Origin of the sequence: Nocardiopsis sp. LDBS1602 (assembly GCF_035818715.1) — a bacterium.
Taxonomy (GTDB): Bacteria; Actinomycetota; Actinomycetes; order Streptosporangiales; family Streptosporangiaceae; genus Nocardiopsis; species Nocardiopsis alba.
The window spans coordinates 17753-34488 of sequence record NZ_JAYLVW010000004.1; the positions used below are offsets into that span (position 1 = coordinate 17753).

Annotated in this window: 21 protein-coding genes; 13 read left to right on the plus strand and 8 right to left on the minus strand. The window is 71.6% G+C overall.

Annotated elements, in window-relative coordinates; all coding sequences use genetic code 11:
• The 3 genes from U9J66_RS15255 to U9J66_RS15265 all read left to right on the plus strand — a co-directional run bounded on the left by U9J66_RS15255 (position 1) and on the right by U9J66_RS15265 (position 1984).
• Positions 1 to 804: an SAM-dependent methyltransferase gene (locus U9J66_RS15255; RefSeq protein WP_326338005.1), complete on the plus strand. Its 804-nt coding sequence runs from the start codon at positions 1 to 3 to the stop codon at positions 802 to 804.
• Between the two features lie 116 nt (positions 805 to 920).
• Entirely contained in the window at positions 921 to 1628 is a 708-nt protein-coding gene (locus U9J66_RS15260) for a PIG-L deacetylase family protein (RefSeq protein WP_017533853.1), read from the plus strand.
• Between the two features lie 155 nt (positions 1629 to 1783).
• On the plus strand, positions 1784 to 1984 hold the full coding sequence (locus tag U9J66_RS15265; RefSeq protein ID WP_017533852.1) for a hypothetical protein: 201 nt from the start codon (positions 1784 to 1786) through the stop codon (positions 1982 to 1984).
• A 12-nt stretch (positions 1985 to 1996) separates the two neighbouring features.
• Here U9J66_RS15265 and U9J66_RS15270 read toward each other — a convergent pair whose 3' ends face one another.
• Positions 1997 to 2260, minus strand: a complete 264-nt coding sequence (locus tag U9J66_RS15270) for a hypothetical protein (protein WP_234305909.1) — start codon at positions 2258 to 2260, stop codon at positions 1997 to 1999.
• Positions 2261 to 2315: 55 nt separating this feature from the next.
• Here U9J66_RS15270 and U9J66_RS15275 point away from each other — a divergent pair, with 55 nt between their 5' ends.
• The gene (locus U9J66_RS15275) at positions 2316 to 3161 is read left to right on the plus strand and encodes an NAD-dependent protein deacetylase (RefSeq protein ID WP_326338006.1); all 846 of its coding nucleotides are present in this window, start codon (positions 2316 to 2318) and stop codon (positions 3159 to 3161) included.
• An 8-nt stretch (positions 3162 to 3169) separates the two neighbouring features.
• Here the strand turns inward: U9J66_RS15275 and U9J66_RS15280 are convergent, their stop codons facing one another.
• On the minus strand, positions 3170 to 3877 hold the full coding sequence (locus tag U9J66_RS15280; RefSeq protein ID WP_326338008.1) for a LysE/ArgO family amino acid transporter: 708 nt from the start codon (positions 3875 to 3877) through the stop codon (positions 3170 to 3172).
• 72 nt (positions 3878 to 3949) lie between these two features.
• Here U9J66_RS15280 and U9J66_RS15285 point away from each other — a divergent pair, with 72 nt between their 5' ends.
• Entirely contained in the window at positions 3950 to 4855 is a 906-nt protein-coding gene (locus U9J66_RS15285; protein WP_326338009.1) for a LysR family transcriptional regulator ArgP, read from the plus strand.
• 21 nt (positions 4856 to 4876) lie between these two features.
• Here the strand turns inward: U9J66_RS15285 and U9J66_RS15290 are convergent, their stop codons facing one another.
• Positions 4877 to 5653: a winged helix-turn-helix domain-containing protein gene (locus tag U9J66_RS15290; RefSeq protein WP_014910856.1), complete on the minus strand. Its 777-nt coding sequence runs from the start codon at positions 5651 to 5653 to the stop codon at positions 4877 to 4879.
• A 103-nt stretch (positions 5654 to 5756) separates the two neighbouring features.
• Positions 5757 to 7559 (minus strand): AMP-dependent synthetase/ligase, encoded by a 1803-nt coding sequence (locus tag U9J66_RS15295; RefSeq protein WP_326338010.1) that lies wholly within the window; start codon positions 7557 to 7559, stop codon positions 5757 to 5759.
• A 226-nt stretch (positions 7560 to 7785) separates the two neighbouring features.
• On the opposite strand from U9J66_RS15295, the gene U9J66_RS15300 reads away from it, so the two are divergent.
• On the plus strand, positions 7786 to 7989 hold the full coding sequence (locus tag U9J66_RS15300; RefSeq protein WP_326338011.1) for a hypothetical protein: 204 nt from the start codon (positions 7786 to 7788) through the stop codon (positions 7987 to 7989).
• A 56-nt stretch (positions 7990 to 8045) separates the two neighbouring features.
• Here the strand turns inward: U9J66_RS15300 and U9J66_RS15305 are convergent, their stop codons facing one another.
• From U9J66_RS15305 to U9J66_RS15315, 3 genes are all read right to left on the minus strand, one after another.
• Positions 8046 to 9095 (minus strand): aldo/keto reductase, encoded by a 1050-nt coding sequence (locus U9J66_RS15305; RefSeq protein WP_161110314.1) that lies wholly within the window; start codon positions 9093 to 9095, stop codon positions 8046 to 8048.
• A 19-nt stretch (positions 9096 to 9114) separates the two neighbouring features.
• Positions 9115 to 9435, minus strand: a complete 321-nt coding sequence (locus tag U9J66_RS15310; protein ID WP_017533844.1) for a putative quinol monooxygenase — start codon at positions 9433 to 9435, stop codon at positions 9115 to 9117.
• A gap of 153 nt (positions 9436 to 9588) precedes the next feature.
• Complete coding sequence (locus tag U9J66_RS15315; RefSeq protein ID WP_042284869.1) at positions 9589 to 10071, minus strand: hypothetical protein; 483 nt, start codon at positions 10069 to 10071, stop codon at positions 9589 to 9591.
• 186 nt (positions 10072 to 10257) lie between these two features.
• Here U9J66_RS15315 and U9J66_RS15320 point away from each other — a divergent pair, with 186 nt between their 5' ends.
• The 5 genes from U9J66_RS15320 to U9J66_RS15340 all read left to right on the plus strand — a co-directional run bounded on the left by U9J66_RS15320 (position 10258) and on the right by U9J66_RS15340 (position 14809).
• Positions 10258 to 11454, plus strand: a complete 1197-nt coding sequence (locus U9J66_RS15320) for a PucR family transcriptional regulator (RefSeq protein WP_326338012.1) — start codon at positions 10258 to 10260, stop codon at positions 11452 to 11454.
• A gap of 123 nt (positions 11455 to 11577) precedes the next feature.
• Entirely contained in the window at positions 11578 to 12108 is a 531-nt protein-coding gene (locus tag U9J66_RS15325; RefSeq protein WP_014908728.1) for a YbhB/YbcL family Raf kinase inhibitor-like protein, read from the plus strand.
• 263 nt (positions 12109 to 12371) lie between these two features.
• Positions 12372 to 13433 (plus strand): ATP-grasp domain-containing protein, encoded by a 1062-nt coding sequence (locus U9J66_RS15330; RefSeq protein ID WP_199806170.1) that lies wholly within the window; start codon positions 12372 to 12374, stop codon positions 13431 to 13433.
• Positions 13430 to 14278 carry an inositol monophosphatase family protein gene (locus U9J66_RS15335; RefSeq protein ID WP_017533840.1) on the plus strand — a complete coding sequence of 283 codons (849 nt, stop codon included), beginning with the start codon at positions 13430 to 13432 and terminating at the stop codon, positions 14276 to 14278. The genes U9J66_RS15330 and U9J66_RS15335 overlap by 4 nt, the downstream gene beginning before the upstream one ends.
• 66 nt (positions 14279 to 14344) lie before the next feature.
• On the plus strand, positions 14345 to 14809 hold the full coding sequence (locus tag U9J66_RS15340; protein ID WP_014913264.1) for a DUF1707 SHOCT-like domain-containing protein: 465 nt from the start codon (positions 14345 to 14347) through the stop codon (positions 14807 to 14809).
• A gap of 20 nt (positions 14810 to 14829) precedes the next feature.
• On the opposite strand, the gene U9J66_RS15345 is transcribed toward U9J66_RS15340, so the two are convergent.
• On the minus strand, positions 14830 to 15324 hold the full coding sequence (locus U9J66_RS15345) for a DUF3145 domain-containing protein (RefSeq protein WP_026124874.1): 495 nt from the start codon (positions 15322 to 15324) through the stop codon (positions 14830 to 14832).
• Between the two features lie 415 nt (positions 15325 to 15739).
• Here U9J66_RS15345 and U9J66_RS15350 point away from each other — a divergent pair, with 415 nt between their 5' ends.
• Together U9J66_RS15350 and U9J66_RS15355 are read left to right on the plus strand one after the other, a co-directional pair.
• The gene (locus U9J66_RS15350) at positions 15740 to 16225 is read left to right on the plus strand and encodes an RNA polymerase sigma factor (protein WP_014912418.1); all 486 of its coding nucleotides are present in this window, start codon (positions 15740 to 15742) and stop codon (positions 16223 to 16225) included.
• On the plus strand, positions 16222 to 16623 hold the full coding sequence (locus U9J66_RS15355; RefSeq protein WP_014909757.1) for a hypothetical protein: 402 nt from the start codon (positions 16222 to 16224) through the stop codon (positions 16621 to 16623). Before U9J66_RS15350 ends, U9J66_RS15355 begins: the two co-directional genes overlap by 4 nt.
• Positions 16624 to 16736 lie beyond the last annotated feature (113 nt).

A 16736-nucleotide genomic window follows, 5' to 3' on the forward strand; every position in this document is an offset into this window, starting at 1 on the left:
ATGGACCACACCTCCACAGTCCCCGAAGGCGTCGACGTCACCGCCCCGCACTCAGCGCGGGTGTGGAACCACTGGCTCGGCGGCAAGGACAACTATCCGGTCGATCGCACGCTCGGCGACCAGATCCTGGCCATCCACCCCAAGATCGCCGTCGACGCGCGCGCCGGTCGGGCCTTCCTCGGCCGGGCCGTCACCCATCTGGTCCGAGAGGAGGGCGTGCGCCGGTTCCTGGACATCGGCACGGGGCTGCCCACCCAGCAGAACACCCACGAGATCGCGCAGGCCTCCGCGCCCGATTCCCGGGTGGTCTACGTGGACAACGACCCCATGGTGCTCGCCCACGCCCGCGCCCTGCTGGACGGAACCCCCGAGGGGGCCACCGAGTTCGTCGACGCCGACCTCCGCGACACCGGACGGATCCTGGCCGAGGTCGAGGCGCTCCTCGGGCTCGACCGGCCGATCGGGGTGTCGATCATCGGAACCCTGGGACATGTGCCCACCTTGGAGGAGGCGCGCGAGATCGTCCATGCCTACATGGACGCCCTGCCCTCCGGGAGCCTGCTGATGGTGGCCGACGCGGTCCTGCCCGAGCGGGGGAGCGCGATGGAGGCCCTGGACGAGTGGAACAAGGAGGCCGCCCTGGCCTACCGGGGCCACACGCGAGAGGGGTTCGCCTCCTACTTCGCGGGGCTGGACCTGCTCGATCCCGGTGTGGTCCCCTGCCCCTCGTGGCGCCCCGACCCCCTGGACCTCGGCACCGCCCCGGACACCGACATGTACGCCGCCGTGGCCCGCAAACCCTGAGCCGGCGGGGCCCGTCCCCGACGTGACGGAAAACCGGAGGCGCGAAGGGAGCCGGGGTCCGTAATGTGGGTATGGACCCGGTCCCGCGGGTCCTCCCATGATGGAAGGAGCCCGCCTTGACCGACACACCCGAACGCGCCCTGGTGGTCATGGCCCACCCCGACGACGCCGACTTCTCCTGCGCCGGCACGGTCGCCCTGTGGACCGACGCCGGTACCGAGGTGGTGTACCTGATGGTCACCGACGGCGAGGCCGGCGGGGACGAGCTGACCCTGGACAGCGCGGAGATCGGGGCCATGCGGCGTGAGGAGCAGAGACGGGCCGCCGCCGAGGTGGGGGTGAAGGACGTACGCTTCCTCGGGTATCCGGACGGTCGCGTGGAGGCCACGTTGGACCTGCGCCGCGACATCTCCCGGGTGATCCGTCAGGTCCGCCCCCAGCGCGTGATCATCCCCTCCCCGGAGCGCGACTGGGACAGCGTCGCCGCCAGCCACCCCGACCACATGGCCACCGGCGAGGCCGCGATGAACGCGGTCTTCCCGGACGCGCGCAACCCGCACGCGCACCGGGAGCTGCTCGCCGAGGAGGGGCTGGCCCCGTGGACCGTCCCCGAGGTCTGGGTCATCGGCGGTCCCGGTCACCACACGGACATCACGGAGGTCTTCGAGCGGAAGGTGGCCGCACTGGCCGCGCACGAGAGCCAGATCTCCGACATCGCCGAACTCGAACCCATGCTGCGCGAGTGGATGGGTGCCAACGCGGCCGGGGCGGGCCTTCCCGAGGGCTCCCTGGCCGAGGTGTTCAGGGTCGTGAACACCGCCTGAGCCGGGCGGCGGACCCGAGGCGAGACCGGGTCCGCCGTTCCGTTCCCTCGGCGCCACCCTGGCCATCACATACCCCCTTGGGGTATCTTTCGGTCCAGGGTCCCTCACCGAGAGGGCCCGGAGCCACCGCACGCGAGGGAAGGTCGGGGATCTCGATGAACGACCGACACCGGACACTGGCGCGTATCGCCCTGGCCGGGGCGCTCGCCGCGGCCCACGAGGCGCTGCGCTCGGCGCCCTCCCCGGGGGAGGGCGCGCACGACCGCGATCGTCTCCTGGCCACCGCCCGCTGCCTGGTCGACTGCCTGCGTCAGGGCGATGGAGGACGGAGCACGGAAGCGGTCTGCCGAGGCTGACCCCTCCGTCTCTCACCCCCTCCCGGAGGTCGCCCGCCAGAGGGCGACCGTCTGGCCGAGGGCCAGGCCGGTGACGGCCACCGCGTAGCCCGCCCACACCAGGACCGGGCCGCCGAGCCCGGCCAGGGGGAAGGCCGCGCACACCAGCGCCCCGTAACAGAACGCGAAAACGTACAGGGACGGCATCGTTCGGCGCAGGGCCACCAACCCCATCCCGGAGACCACCTGGACGTTGTCTGCCGCCGCGCCTGCGGAGGTCGATGATCGGCCGGCCACCAAGGCAAGGAGGAACAAGGAAGGGGGCGTGTCGGCGACCGCCTATCCTCGAACCGTGACCGAGACACGTGAGACGCCCGGAGCGGTCGAGGCCGCGGCCCGGATCGTCGAGGTCCTCGGGACGGGCCCCACGGCCGTGCTGACCGGCGCGGGGATCTCGACCGACTCGGGGATCCCCGACTACCGAGGGCCCGACTCCCCGCCGCGCAGACCCATGACCTACCAGGAGTTCGTCGGCGACGCGGCGTTCCGACGGCACTACTGGGCCCGCAACCACATCGGGCTGCGGCATATGACACGCACCCGACCCAACGACGGCCACCTCGCCCTGGCCGAACTCCAACGGGCCGGGGCCGTGGGCGGGATCATCACCCAGAACGTGGACACCCTGCACGAGGCGGCGGGCAGCAGCCCGGTCATCGACCTGCACGGCCGCCACGACCGGGTCGTCTGCCTGGACTGCCGGACGGTGAGCGACCGAGCGGCGTTGGCCGAACGCCTGGAGGAGCTCAACCCGGGGTTCGCCGACGAGGTGGACGACGTGGAGATCGCCCCGGACGCGGACGCCGTCCTCGCCCGGACCGAGCACTTCCGCGTGGCCGACTGCGCCGACTGCGGCGGGACGCTCAAGCCCGACATCGTGTACTTCGGGGAGAACGTCCCCAAGCCCCGGGTCCTGGAGGCCTACTCGATGGTCGAGGCGGCGCGGGCCCTGCTGGTCGTGGGGTCGTCGCTGACCGTCTTCTCCGGCCGCAGGTTCGTCAAGCGCGCCGTCGAACTGGGCCGACCGGTGGTGATCCTCAACCGCGGGGAGACCCGCTGCGACGGCCTCGCGACCCTGACCGTCGACCAGGGCTGTTCCGAGGTCCTGCGCGCCCTGGCCGAGGCCCGCCGCCCCTGAGGCGGGGCTCAGGCCCCGAAGGCCAGGCTCGCCCCCAGAGCGATCATGACGACCGCGATCAGGCCGTCCAGCACCCGCCAGGCGGCGGGGCGCGCGAAGACCGGCCGCAGCAGACGGGCGCCGAAGCCCAGCGCGAAGAACCAGACGAGGCTGCCGGTCACGGCGCCGCCCGCCCACCACCAGCGGGCCTCTCCGACCTGCTGGTTGGCGACCGACCCCAGGAAGACCACCGTGTCCAGGTAGACGTGCGGGTTGAGCCAGGTCAGGGCGAGGGTGGTCAGCACCGCGGCGCCCAGGGTGGTGGAGGTCCGGGTGCCGGCCCCACGGACGATCGTGGTGGTGCCCGTGCCGCCCTCCGAGCCACCGCCGAGGCGTTCCGGCTCCTCCTCCCCCGTCGGTACCAGGGCCTGGCCGGGCCCCGGGCGCAGGGCGCGGCGGGCCGCCATCAGCCCGTACACGACGAGGAAGCCCGCGCCGAGGAAACGGATGACCGTCAGGGCCTCGGGCATGGCCCTGATCAGCCCTCCGATGCCCACCACCCCGGCGAGGATGAGCACGGCGTCGGAGAGCGCGCAGATCAGGACCACGGTCAGCACCGTGCGGGGCGCCCCGTCGATACCGAGGCGGAGCAGGTAGGCGTTCTGGGCGCCGATGGCGACGATGAGGGCGAGTCCGGTCCCCATCCCCAGAAGCGCGGGAAGCAGTGTTTCGTTCACCCTCCTCAGCCTTCCGCAACCACCCCATGCAGTAAAGCTAAACTTTCTTAGAACCCCTGAGAAAGGCTTAGGATGCCGTTCCAGTTCGACCACCTGCACACCCTGACCACCCTGGTCGACGAGGGCACCTTCGAGGCCGCGGCGCGACGTCTGCACGTGACCGCCTCGGCGGTCTCCCAACGGGTCCGGGCCATGGAGCAGCGCGCGGGCCGGGTCCTGGTCCAGCGGACCAACCCGGTGGAGCCCACCGAGGCCGGCGACGCCGTGCTGCGCTACGCCCGGCAGGTCCTGCTGCTGGATCAGGAGGTCATCTCCGAACTACGGCTCGGCGAGGACGAACACCGTCACCAGGTGCCGCTCGCGGTCAACGCCGACAGCCTCGCCAGCTGGTTCCTGGAGGCGCTGGCCGCCCTCCCCGCCGACCTGGGCGCGGTGTTCGAGATCCACCGCGAGGACGAGGAGCACACCACGGGACTGCTCCGCTCGGGGCGGGTGATGGCCGCGGTCACCTCCACCCCCGACGCGGTCCAGGGATGTTCCGTGGAAGGGCTGGGGGTGATGCGCTACCAGGCGGTGTGCGCCCCCGACTTCGCCGAACGCCACGGGATCCGCGGACCGGAGGACCTCGTCGACGCCCCCGTGGTCGACTTCGACCGCAAGGACGACCTTCAGGACCGGTTCCTGCGCGACCTCACCGGCCGGGGATCGTCCGGCCCCCGACACCACGTCCCCTCCTCCGAGGGCTTCGCCCGGGCGGTCCTGCTGGGGCTGGGGTGGGGCGCCGTGCCCGAACTCCAGTGCGCCGAGGACCTGGAGAACGGGCGCCTGCTGGCCATCGCCCCGGACCACCCGGTGCTGGTCCGACTGTTCTGGCAGCGATGGAACCTGCGCTCGCCCCTCTTGGACGAGGTCACCGAACGGGTCCGGGCGGGCGCGGCCCGCCACCTGAGCCCCATGTCGAGGCCCCGGGGCGCCTGAGCGAGGGGGCGACCTCCTGCCTCAGGGCAGGCGGGCCAGGTCCCGCTCGGTCACCAGACCGTAGTGGAGCGCCTTCTCGGTGAGCACGTCCGCCCGCCAGTCACGCCCCTGCCTGGCCTCCTCCGGCTCCACCTGGAACTTGTTCTTGAGCAGGTAGTCGATGTGGGAGTTGACGGCGGCCTTGGACAGCCCCAGCCGTTCGGCGACCTCGGTCTGGGTCGGGATGACCCTGCTCCCGGGGTTGCGCAGGCGCGGCTCGCAGAAGGCCACCAGCACCCGGTAGTAGGTGTGCAGCCGGTCGATCCGGAAACTGCGCAGGTCGGTGCGCTCGTCGAAGGTCTCGTCCGCCTCGCCGAAGGGAGCCGTCTCGTCGGGCACCAGGACGCTGCTACAGGCGGCCGGGGCCATCACGAGGAAGCCGTGCTCCCCCTGGGCGCCGGGCACCAGGACCCGGGAGGTCTCGAAGGGCACCAGCATGCCCTGGGTGTGCGGCGGCACCTGGATGTACCCGGCCAGGCGTTCGGTGTTCTCCACCAGATAGGACTTGGTGGGGCTCAGGTTGGTGATCCGCCAGTGGTCGCCGTACGAGGAGATCTCCCCGGCCAGACGGGAGACGGCCCGATCCTCGGTGGCCAGGAGGATGTCGACCTTGCGGTTGCGTCCACCCCGGCCGAAGGTACGGTTCTCCCCCGGTTTCAGGTGGTGGGTGTCCATGGGGGTATCGCTGTCGTAGTCCTTCTGGACCGTGACGACCTGGTCGGACACGGGGGAATCGAAGCGGAAGGGGTGCAGGCTCATGCCGCCTCCGGGAGAGCTGGGGAGGAACCGCGCGGGGAACCGGTTTCCTCCGGCAGGATACTGCTTCCGGACCGGCCCGACGGTGCTCCCGGTGCGGCCGTGCTCACTCCTCGTAGAGGGCGTCGATCTCCCCGGCGTAGCGTTCCGCCACCACGCGGCGGCGGATCTTTAGGGAGGGGGTCAGCTCCCCGCTGCCCGGACCCCACTCACCCGCCAGCAATCGATGGCGTTTGACCCGTTCGGGGCGGCTGAGTCGGGCGTTGGCGGCCTCGACGGCGCGTTCGACCTCGGCGACGATCTCCGGGTGCCCGGCCGGATCCGGCCCCGGGTCCACCCCGCGCGACACCGCCCACACCGGGGTCACCTCAGGGTCCAGGACCAACAGGGCGACCGGATAGGGACGTCCGTCACCGTGCACGAAGGCCTGGCCGATCAGAGGATGCTCCTTGAGGGCGTTCTCCACCAGCGCCGGTGAGACGTTCTTTCCCCCCGAGGTGACGATGAGCTCCTTCTTGCGGTCGGTGATCCACAGGAACCCGTCCTCGTCCACACGACCGACGTCGCCGGTGGCGAACCAGCCCTCGTCGTCGACGGCCGGATCGATCGTCCCGTCCTCGCGCAGGTAGCCCTCGAAGAGCGAGTCACCGCGCAGGAACACCTCGCCGTCCTCGCCCGTACGGAGCTCGATCCCGGGCAGGGGACGCCCCACCGAACCGAGCCGGAACCCTCCGGGCGAGGGGACGTTCATGGTGGCCACCCCCACGGACTCCGTGAGCCCCCACGCGTCCATGATCACGACCCCGAGGCCCGCCCAGAAACGGACCAGGTCGGGGGGCAGGGGCGCCGAGGCGCCGGCGGCCAGGATCAGCCGATCCAGGCCCAGCCCGGCCAGGAGTGGGGTGAGGACCTCGGCCCGGGCCCGCCGGTAGCCCTCCTCCAGCGCTTCGGGGACCTCGTCGCCGCGTTCGACGTGGGCCAGTCGCTCGGTCGCGATCCGGCGGGCGGCGTCGACGGCGGCCCGTTCGTCCTCGGACAGACCGGCCATCACCAGTCGGACCGCCACGGCGAGCTTCTCCCACACCCGGGGCACCCCGAGGAAGTGCGGAGGGCGGACCCGGGCCAGGGTCGCGGGCAGGTCGGCGAGTTCGGGGCACATCCACACGTGGGAGGCGCGCAGGAGCGGCAGGTACAGGCCCAGGACGCGTTCGGCGATGTGGGCCGGCGGCAGATAGCAGACGTGGTCGGGGTGGCCGGGAACGCCCACGCTCCGGTCCAGCGCGATGGCCTGGGCCAGCACGGCGCGGTGGGTGATGGCCACCCCCTTGGGGGCTCCCGTGGTGCCGGAGGTGTGGATGACGGTGGCCAGGTCGTCGGGGCCCGGCTCGTGGAGGCTCTCCGTTCCCCGAGTGCCCGGGGTCCCGACCAGGTCCTCGTAGGAGAGGTGGCCGTGTTCGAGGTCGGGCCCGTCGACCACGACGAGGAACTCCAACGGCGTGGCCGGGTCCCTCAGGAGGGGCTCCCATACGGCGGCGACCGTCGGGTTCTCGACCACGGCCAGACGTGCCCGCCCGTGGCGGGCGATGTGGGCGATCTGCTCCGGGGCCGAGGTGGAGTAGACGCTGCCGGGGACCGCCCCGGCGTGAAGCAGGGCCAGGTCGGCGAGCCAGTGTTCGGGCCGGTTGCCCATCATGAGCAGCGCGCGATCCCCGGGACGGATCCCGAGGTCGATCAGGCCCGCGGCGAGCGAGGTGACGGTGGCGTGGACCCGTTCCCAGGTGAGGGTGGTCCGCCCCCGACCATCGCGGGAGGGGCCGGACAGGGCGGGGAGGTCGGGGTGTTCGCGCGCGTTGCGGCGAAGGAGGTCGACGAGGGTGAGGTCGTTCGCGGTTCCGGGAGGGAGGGTCATGGATACTCCTGGACGGCTTCCTCGGAGGGCGACCGGGGTTCACGGAATCCTAACCATCTCCCACCAGGAGGGAAAGGCCTCCCTTTCCCGCCCCTACCGGGGAATCCCCCGCCCCTCGCGGCGGTTCGCGAACAGAACGGACAGGCCCGTGGCGTGGGACGACCGTTCGACGGACGGGTGAGGGCGCGACCGAACGGGTACGCGCTCGAACAAGGAGGTGGGATCGATGTCAGGAGCGGCCCTGTTCGGCGTACTGCTCTCCCTGGCCATCCCCATCGCCATCATCCTCATGGTGTTGGGGATCTTCCGGATCGTCCAACGCCAGGCGGAACAGCCCGGATACCCTTCCGAGGAACCGGACGAGAAGGACGACGAGGGACCGACCGAGAACGGCGACGAGGAGAAGCGGAAAAAGCCGCCGGAACCCTAGGGATCATGAGGAACGGGCGCCGGTGCGAGCACCGACGCCCGTCGAACGCGGGACGATCACCCCATGAAGTCGGTCGCCCTCCGCCAGATGTTGATGTCGGAGTCGACCGCCCAACGGTCGATGTCGCGCAGCTCCTCGTCGGTGAAGTCGGTGTTCTCCACCGCGGCGAGGTTCTGTTCGAGCTGCTCCACGCTGGAGGCGCCGATCAGCGCGGTGGTGACCGTACGCGGCCCCTGGTCGCGCAGCACCCACGCGATCGCCATCTGGGCCAGGGTCTGGCCGCGGCGGGAGGCGATCTCGTGGAGGGCCCGCGCCCGCTCCAGGACCGGTTCGGTGAGCATGTTGTCCCGCCAACTGGGACGCCCCACCCCGGCCCGGGAGTCGGCGGGCACGGTGCCGTCCAGGTAGCGGTCGGTGAGCAGACCCTGGGCCAGCGGGGAGAACGCCACCACGCCCATGCCCTTGTCGGAGGCGACGTCCAACAGCCCGTCCTCCACCCAGCGGTTGAGCATCGAGTAGGAGGGCTGGTGCGCGATCAAGGGCGTACCGAGATCGTGCATGATCTCCGCGGCCAACCGGCTGAGCGTGGGACCGTAGGAGGAGATGCCCGCGTACATCGCCCGCCCGGACACCACCGCGTGGTGGAGGGCCATCAGGGTCTCCTCCAGCGGGGTGTCCGGGTCGGGACGGTGGCTGTAGAAGATGTCGACGTGGTCGAGCCCCATCCTCTCCAGGGAGCGGTCGAGCGAGGACAACAGGTACTTGCGCGACCCGCCCTGCTGGTGCGGGCCCGGACCCATGACCCATCCGGCCTTGGTCGTGATGACCAGTTCGTCCCGGTAGGGCTTCAGGTCCCGGGCCAGGATCCGGCCCAGGTTCTCCTCGGCCGAACCGGGCGGCGGGCCGTAGTTGTTGGCCAGGTCGAAGTGGAAGACGCCCAGGTCGAAGGCGCGCCGGAGGATCCTCCGCTGCCCCTCGAAGTCCCGGTCCCCACCGAAGTTCTGCCACAGGCCCAGGGAGATCCTGGGCAGGTTCAGCCCGCTGTTCCCACAGGACCCGTACTCCAGCCTCTCGTACCGATCCTCGCTCGCCACATAGGTGCTCAACGCCCGCTCTCCTTCTCGGCTAGTCGATGGTGAGTTCGCCCATCCGGTCCCAGCCCTCGCCCTCGACCAGGCGGCTGACGATCAGCGGGGTCTCGGTGAGCAGCGGCTTCATCGCCGCGAGCCCGTCCCGGAAGTGGTCGCTGTTCACGTGGGCCTCGGCGGCGTCGTCCTTGAACGCCTCGATGAGCACGAACTCGTTCTCACGCTCGACGCTACGGGACCACTCGAACCACAGGTTGCCGGGCTCGGCCCGGGTGGCCGCGGTGAAGTCGGCGACCGCGTCGAGGAAACCGTCCCCGACCTCGGGCTTGACGCGGAACTTGACGACGATGAGGATCATCGCGCACCTCACTTCTCGTTGGAACACGGGCACCCGGTCGTTCCGTGCCCGCCGGTCACCACTCTTCCAGAGCCGGAGCGTCTCGGGCCCCGCCGAACGCCCCGGCGCGGTGTTCGTCCGATCACCCGGGCCCGTGGCCCCGATCGCCCCCGCTCACGCGCCTCCGAGGGAGAGCCCGGGAAGACGGGTGGCCCGCCATTCGCCGTCCTCGGACTCGCGCATCTCCAGGGCGCCGACCTCCTCGTCCGGATGGACGAGGGTGACGACCACGACCTCGACGCCGCCGTCCAGCTCGCTCTCGGTGGTGATCTCCTCGATCTCGACGTCCTCGGCGTCGGGGAGGCCCGCCGCGTACTCGGGGAAGGCCTCGACGCAGTCATCCGACCCCTCGCTCAGGGCGGCGACGGCCTCCTGCGCGGAGACGTCCATGAAGGCGCAGGCCGCCTCGGCGTCCTCGGCGTTCAGGGAGGCGACGAACCCCTCCGCGACGGTTCGCGCGGCCGCCTCCACCTCGGCGACGTCGTCGGGCGCCGCGGCCTCCGCGGAGGTCCCCTCCTCCGAGGGGTCCGACTCCGCCTCGCCGCACGCGGTCAGGGCCAGGGCCAGGGGCAGGGAGCACAGCAGGAAGCGTCGCACGGGAAGGCCTTCCGGAAGGGGGGTTCGTCTCGATCGCACCCTAACGGTCCGGAGAGAGGTCTTGTTCGTGGGGAAGGCCTCTGATGGGATGGAGGAAGGTGACCGGGGTCACGGTCGCCGTCTGGCGCACAGAGCACGCGCGGGCGTGCCCGTTCGACTCCGTCGTGCGTCCGCGCCGGAGGTGACATGACGTACCGATGGCAGGAGGCCGCCGCCCCCGAGGTCCTTCGCGCGGGGCCGCCCCCACGGCCGTTCCCACCGGTCTCCGAGCTGGTCGACGAGGTGCTGGCCGAACTCGCGTACACGGCGAGGGGCCACCCTCACCCCCTGGAACATCTGGAGGAGACGCGACGGGTGCTCACCACGGCCCTGCGCGCCTTCCTGGACCGGGTCGAGCACGGCCCCACCCCGGAGAACCGTGACGCCCTCGTCCGCGTCTTCCGTGCCTTCGGCGCCGACGAGGCCGGGCGGGGCCGCACCCTGGAGTGCCTGCACCACGGGATGCGCGTGGCCGCCGCGGTGACCTGGCGACGGGTGGCCGGCTCCGGGGCGGTCTCCCCCGACCGCATGGCCGCCCTGGGAGACGAGGTCTTCGCGTTCCAGGAGGAGGTCTCGGCGGCGGCCTCGGAAGGGTACGCCCGGGTGCGCGAGGCCGGGGTGGAGGAGCTGCGCCGCCGTCGCTCCCGGCTACTGGAGGTGCTGCTGGGCGAGTCCGGGACGGCCCCGACCCCGGGCGCCTTGGCGACCCTGGCCCGCTCCGCACGGTGGCGGGTCCCGGAGCGGGTGGCCGTCGCACTGTTGCACCGCGAGGACGTCGAGGGCCCTTCGGCCCCGGCGCCGCCGTCGGACGTGCTGGTGGACCTGGAACGGGCGGAGCCGTGCGCCCTGATACCCGACCCGGAGGGGCCCGGCCGGCTGCGCTCCCTGGAACGGTCCCTGCGCGGCTTCGGCGCGGTCATGGGGCCCACGGTGCCGATCATCGAGGCGTCCCTGTCGCTCTCGCGCGCCCGGGAGCTGGCGGAACTGGTGCGCTCGGGCGCGATCCCGGGCTCCGGACTCTCCCGGTGGGACGACCACCTGTCCGAACTGCTGTTGTCCCGGGACAGCGCGTTGGTCGCCGCGATGGCCCGCCGGCTCTTGGCTCCCCTGCGGGGGATGCGGGGACCACAGCGGGACCGGATGGCCGACACCCTGCTGGCCTGGCTGGAATCGGGCTTCAACGCCAACGAGGCGGCCGAGCGTCTGCGCATCCATCCACAGACGGTGCGCTATCGGATGCGGCGCCTGGAGGAACTGTTCGGAGCCCGACTACGCGAACCGGACACACGCTTCGAACTGGGGCTGGTGTTGCGGGCCCGACGACTCCTGGGCCCGTTGGAGTGAGGCGATACGGTGCCGGACTCTCCCATCGTGCTCCGCGCCCCTCCCCTTCCAGGGGCGTATGTTCGTAGCGGGCCCGATCACGGGCCGGTACGCACATCCACGAGAACCAAGGAGGCCATCGTCGTGGCCACGCCACCCTCCCCTTACGACTTCCTGCCCCCGGTCGCCTCGTTCACCGTCACCAGCACCGACGTCGCCGACGGGAAGACCCTGCCCACGGCCCAGGTCAGCGGGATCATGGGCGCGGGAGGACAGGACGTCTCGCCGCAGCTGTCCTGGAGCGGCTTCCCCGAGGAGACGCGGAGCTTCGCCGTCACCTGCTTCGACCCCGACGCCCCCACCGCGAGCGGGTTCTGGCACTGGGTCGTGTGCGACATCCCCGTCGACGTGACCGAGTTGGCGGCCGACGCCGGCAACGGTTCCGGCCTGCCGGAACAGGCCGTGACCCTGCGCAACGACGCCGGAGGCCACCGTTACATCGGCGCGGCCCCGCCCGCCGGGCACGGCCCGCACCGGTACATCTTCGCGGTGCACGCGGTGGACGTGCCCAGCCTGGGCCTGGACTCCTCCGCGAGCCCGGCCTTCCTGGGCTTCAACCTGTTCTCGCACGCTCTGGGCCGGGCGCTCATCACCCCGGTCTACGAGCAGGGCTGAGGCCTCTCACCGGTGGAGACGCCACGAGGGTGGGGCACGCGCGGCGCGCCCCACCCTCGACCCTTTTCCTCCCGGGGTCGTTGGATACACGCGCGAGAGCCGGGTTCGGTTGTCCCGTGAGCCGGATCCGGCCAAACAGGGGCCGCCGCGAGCCCCTTCGGTCTACGCTCGGTCCATCCCCACCACACCGATCCGACGAACGTCTGGAAGGGTTGACACCGGTGGCACAGAAGGCTTCGGATGACTCGGGAGAACCGACGGTCATCGTGACGACGGCGGGCTCGGCCCCGACCCCGGGGACCATCCTGCGCCTGCGCGAGCAGGGTTTCCGTGTGGTGGCCACCGACGTGGACCCGACGGCCCCGGGGCTGTACCTGGCCGATCGCGGCCACCTGGTGCCCCCGGGCGACAGCGACGCCTTCCTCCCCCGGATGAGAGCCCTGTGCGAGGAGGAGCGCGCGGTCGCCGTCATCCCCCTCGTGGACGAGGAGCTGCTCCGGATCGGCGAGCTGGCCGAGGACGGGATCGCCGTCCTGCTGCCCCGGGCCGGGTTCGTGACGACCTGCCTGGACAAGTACGTCCTGACCCGGAGGCTGGAGGAGGCCTCGATCGGGGTGCCGCGCACCTGGTCGGCCTCGGAGTGGCCCGCCGACGCGATCGAGGACGCCCCCGGCGGTCTCATCGTCAAACCGCGCAGTGGTCGGGGCAGCCGCGGTGTCACCATCGTCGACTCCGTCCGAGACCTGGCCGGGGCGATCTCCGAGAGCGGATACGCCGCCGACGAACTGATCGTCCAGGAACGCGTCACCGGCCCCGAGTACACGGTGTCGGTGGTCGTCTGGCGCGACGGCGAGGTGCAGGCGGTCGTCCCCAAGGAGGTCCTCCTCAAACAGGGCGTCACCAAGTACGCGGTGACCCGGCGCCACGCCGAGGTGGTCCGTACCTGCGTCGCCGTCCAGGAGGCGCTGCGCGCGGACGGGCCGTTCAACGTGCAACTGTGCCTGGACGCCGAGGGGCGGCCCCGGATCTTCGAGATCAACCCCCGCTTCTCCTCCACCGCCGCGCTGACCACCGCGGCCGGGGTGGACGAGATCGCCGGGCTGCTGCGCCAGGCCCTCGGTTCGGGAGGGCGGCTCACCGACGACTGGCGGGAGGGCGTGACCATGGTCCGACGGTGGACCGACGAGTTCCTCGACGAGGAGCGCTTCGCCTCGCACGGGCTCTCCCCCGCGCCCCTGCCCACCCGGAACGGCGAGGGCCTCGTCCTGCCGGGGACCACGATCCCCGGCCCCGCGGCCCCGGTGCCCCCGGCGCGTACGCGATGAGCGGCCGTCACCCGCTCTCGGAGGCGGTGGCCGAGGCGGTCACCGAGGTCGGCGCGCTCCTGCGCGAACGGCGCGGCGCCCCGGGCGCGCTCGACGGGGTCTGGCGGGGCTCCCAGTTCAAGGCGGAGGCCGACGCCCTGGCCCACCGCGAGCTGTCCGCGCGCCTGTCCCGGATCGACGGACGGATCCCGGTGGTGAGCGAGGAGGACCCCGACTCGCTGTCGCGGAGCCGGCCGGAGCGGTACTGGCTGATCGACCCGATCGACGGGACCGCCAGCTACGTTCACGGCTTCGACGGGTACGTCACCCAGGCCGCCCTGATGATCGGGGACCGGCCCGAGGTGGCGGCGGTCTACGCCCCGCAGCTCGACACCCTGTACACGGCCGTGCGCGGGCTCGGGGCCCGACGCGACGGGGTGGAACTGCCCCGTACGGCCACGACCGCGCCGGGCGAGGGGGTCCTCACCGACAACACCCCCGAACCCTCCGGGATCGCACGGCGGGTCTACGACCACTTCGGCTACGGCTCCTATCTGGAGAGCGGCAGCATCTCGTTGAAGCTGTGCCGGATCGCCGGGGGCGAGGCCCATCTGTTCGTCAAGGACGTCCCGGTGCGCGACTGGGACGTGGCCGCCCCCGATCTCGTCCTGTCCGAGGCGGGCGGCCGGGTGACCCTGCTGGACGGTTCCGCCTTCACCTATCGGGGCCCCTATGAGCACACCGGTCTGGTGGGCGCCGCCGACCCGTCCACCTGCCGCGCCGTGGCCCACTGGGCGAGCTCTCCACCTGCGAGGACAGGGGCCGAGGAGAGGTCTCCGGAAGGCTCCGGGAATCGCTCTCCGTGAGCTCTTTCGCGTGCCGTCCGCGCCACGTATCGTGTGGTCACCGACTCGCGCCTCAGGGGGTGGGAAATGGAGGTCCGACGTCTGCCGGCGCACTTGATGCGCGCCTCGGACACCGACCGCGATCTGACGATCGAACGTCTGGCCGTGGCCTTCACCGAGGGCCGACTCGACCACGACGAGTACGAACGTCGGGTGGGCGAGGCCCTGAACGCGGTCCTGGTCGGTGAGCTGCGCTCCCTGACCGCCGACATCCCGGCCCCCGCCCTCGTCGTTCCCGCGCCGCGACCGCATCGGGAACGGGAGCGTCCCTCTCGGCCCACGCCCACGGGCCGGGGCCCGGCCCGCTCCGAATGGGGCGAGGAGTGGCGGTGGTGGTCGGGGGCCGGGGTGCTGCTGACCGCCATGTGGGCGACGGCCAGTCTGGTGGGCGGTGAGCTCATCCCGTACTGGCCGCTGGTCCCGCTGGGGATCTGGGCCGCGGTCCTGCTCGCCTCGGCCATCTGGCCCGGCGACGCCGAACCCCCGGCCTAGGGGTTCCAGGGGCTCGGAGGTCAGCCGACGGCGTGGAGCCAGCGGACGGGGGCGCCGTCGCCCGCGTAGCGGAAGGGTTCGAGTTCCTCGTCCCAGGCGCGCCCCGTGAGTCGGTCGAGTTCCGCCGCGAGGTCTCCGCCCTCCACGGCGACCCGTTCCATGGCCGCGCGCAGGCGTCCCTCGGGCACGAGGACCTCTCCGGCGGCGCTGGTGATGGCGGTGAACACCCCGAGGGAGGGCGTGTAGCTGTAACGGACCCCGTCACAGCCGGGCGACCCCTCCTCGGTCACCTCGAAACGTAGGCGTTGCCACGCGTTCAACGCCGAGGCCACCTCTCCCGCGGTCCCCGCCCTTCCCTGCCAGTTGAGCTCGGCGCGGTGATGGCCGGGGGCCGCCGGTTGGGCGACCCAGTCGAGTTTCACGGGTACTCCAACGACACCCGCGACCGCCCACTCGACGTGTGGGCACAGCGCCGCGGGCGCGGAGTGGACGTACAAGACGCCACGTGCGGACACCGAACCTCCTGATACGAACGAGTGCGCTTCCCCGACGCCCTCGTACCACGAGAAGGTTGCATACCCGCTTGAACACCTTTTGCCCCATTGTGCCCCAATGGCACCCTGAGAACCATCTCGCACGCTGGTATTTTCCAGCGTTCCCACCATGCCCGGACCACACAGGGGCTAGCGTGTGCCCCAGGCTGTGACAGGGAGTCCGATCATAGTGGGGGCGGGTGTGCCAGACCAGTCTCGCGAAGACATCCCACCACCGAAACCCCACCACCGAACACCCCAAAAGGGCGGTTCAGGGCATGCTCTCACCACTTTTCGCCCGGTTCCGGCCACAATCGGCCCCGACCTCCCGCCGTGTTCCGACGCCGAACTCGTCCTGAGGGCCTGCAACGGCGACCCCCGCGCCTGGGAGGGGATCGTGGACCGGCACCTGCCCATGGTCAACCGGATCGCCCGCTCCTACGGGCTCTCCACCCCCGACCGGGAGGACGCGGTCCAGACCGTGTGGCTCAACCTCAACCGCCATCTGCCCCGACTGCGCTCCCCCCACCTGCTCCGCCCCTGGCTGCGCCGGGTGACCCGGAACGTGTGCGCGAGCCAGAGGGACCCGCTTCGACGAACGGTCCCGGTCGACCCCTCGGACCTGGCCGAGTACCCCATGCCCGAGCCCGACACCGAACACGAGTACCTGAGCAGGGAACGGCGCACCGAACTCCACCGGGCCATCGACGAACTCACCGACCCCGCCGACCGCCGTGTCGCCCGCTACTACCTGGACGACTCCCCCGACGCGGCCCCGATCACCCGACGCACCACCGCCGGCGAACGCAGGCACCTGTTCCGCCGGCTCCGCAGGTCCCTGGGCGTGGTGCCGACCCCGGCGAAAGGCGTGCGCGACCCGTGAACGAATCCGAACCCGGGCGAGACGCCGCCCTGGCCGCCTTCGACCGCTCCCTCGACGGAGCCGCCCCCGCACCCGTCCTCCTCGGGGGCCGGGCGGAACCGGACTCCCTGTTCCGCGCCGGAGAGGACACGACCTCGACGACCCTGCGCATGGATCTCGACGGTCTGGTGATCGACGCGCTGATCCTGGCACGAGGGGATCTACGTTCCCTCACCGGTCTCGTCAGAGGGGAGTTCGATCATCTGGAGGTGCGGCTGTACCGCCCCTGGGGGTGTCCGCGCCTGTTCGTCACGGTCGACGGCGGCTTCCGGTCGGAGGGTCTTCGACGTGGGCCGGCCTCCCTGACCGTGGAGCGCCCGGGCCACCCGCCCGTGGCCGGCGACTGGTTCGTCCTCTGAGGAAGGGGCGTCCGAAACCGGGTGTGCCGGACGGTCCGCTTCAGAAGACCGTCCCCCTTTATCCGGACAACCGGAGATCCACCCTGGTCGGGCCGTCCACAGGCAGCACACGA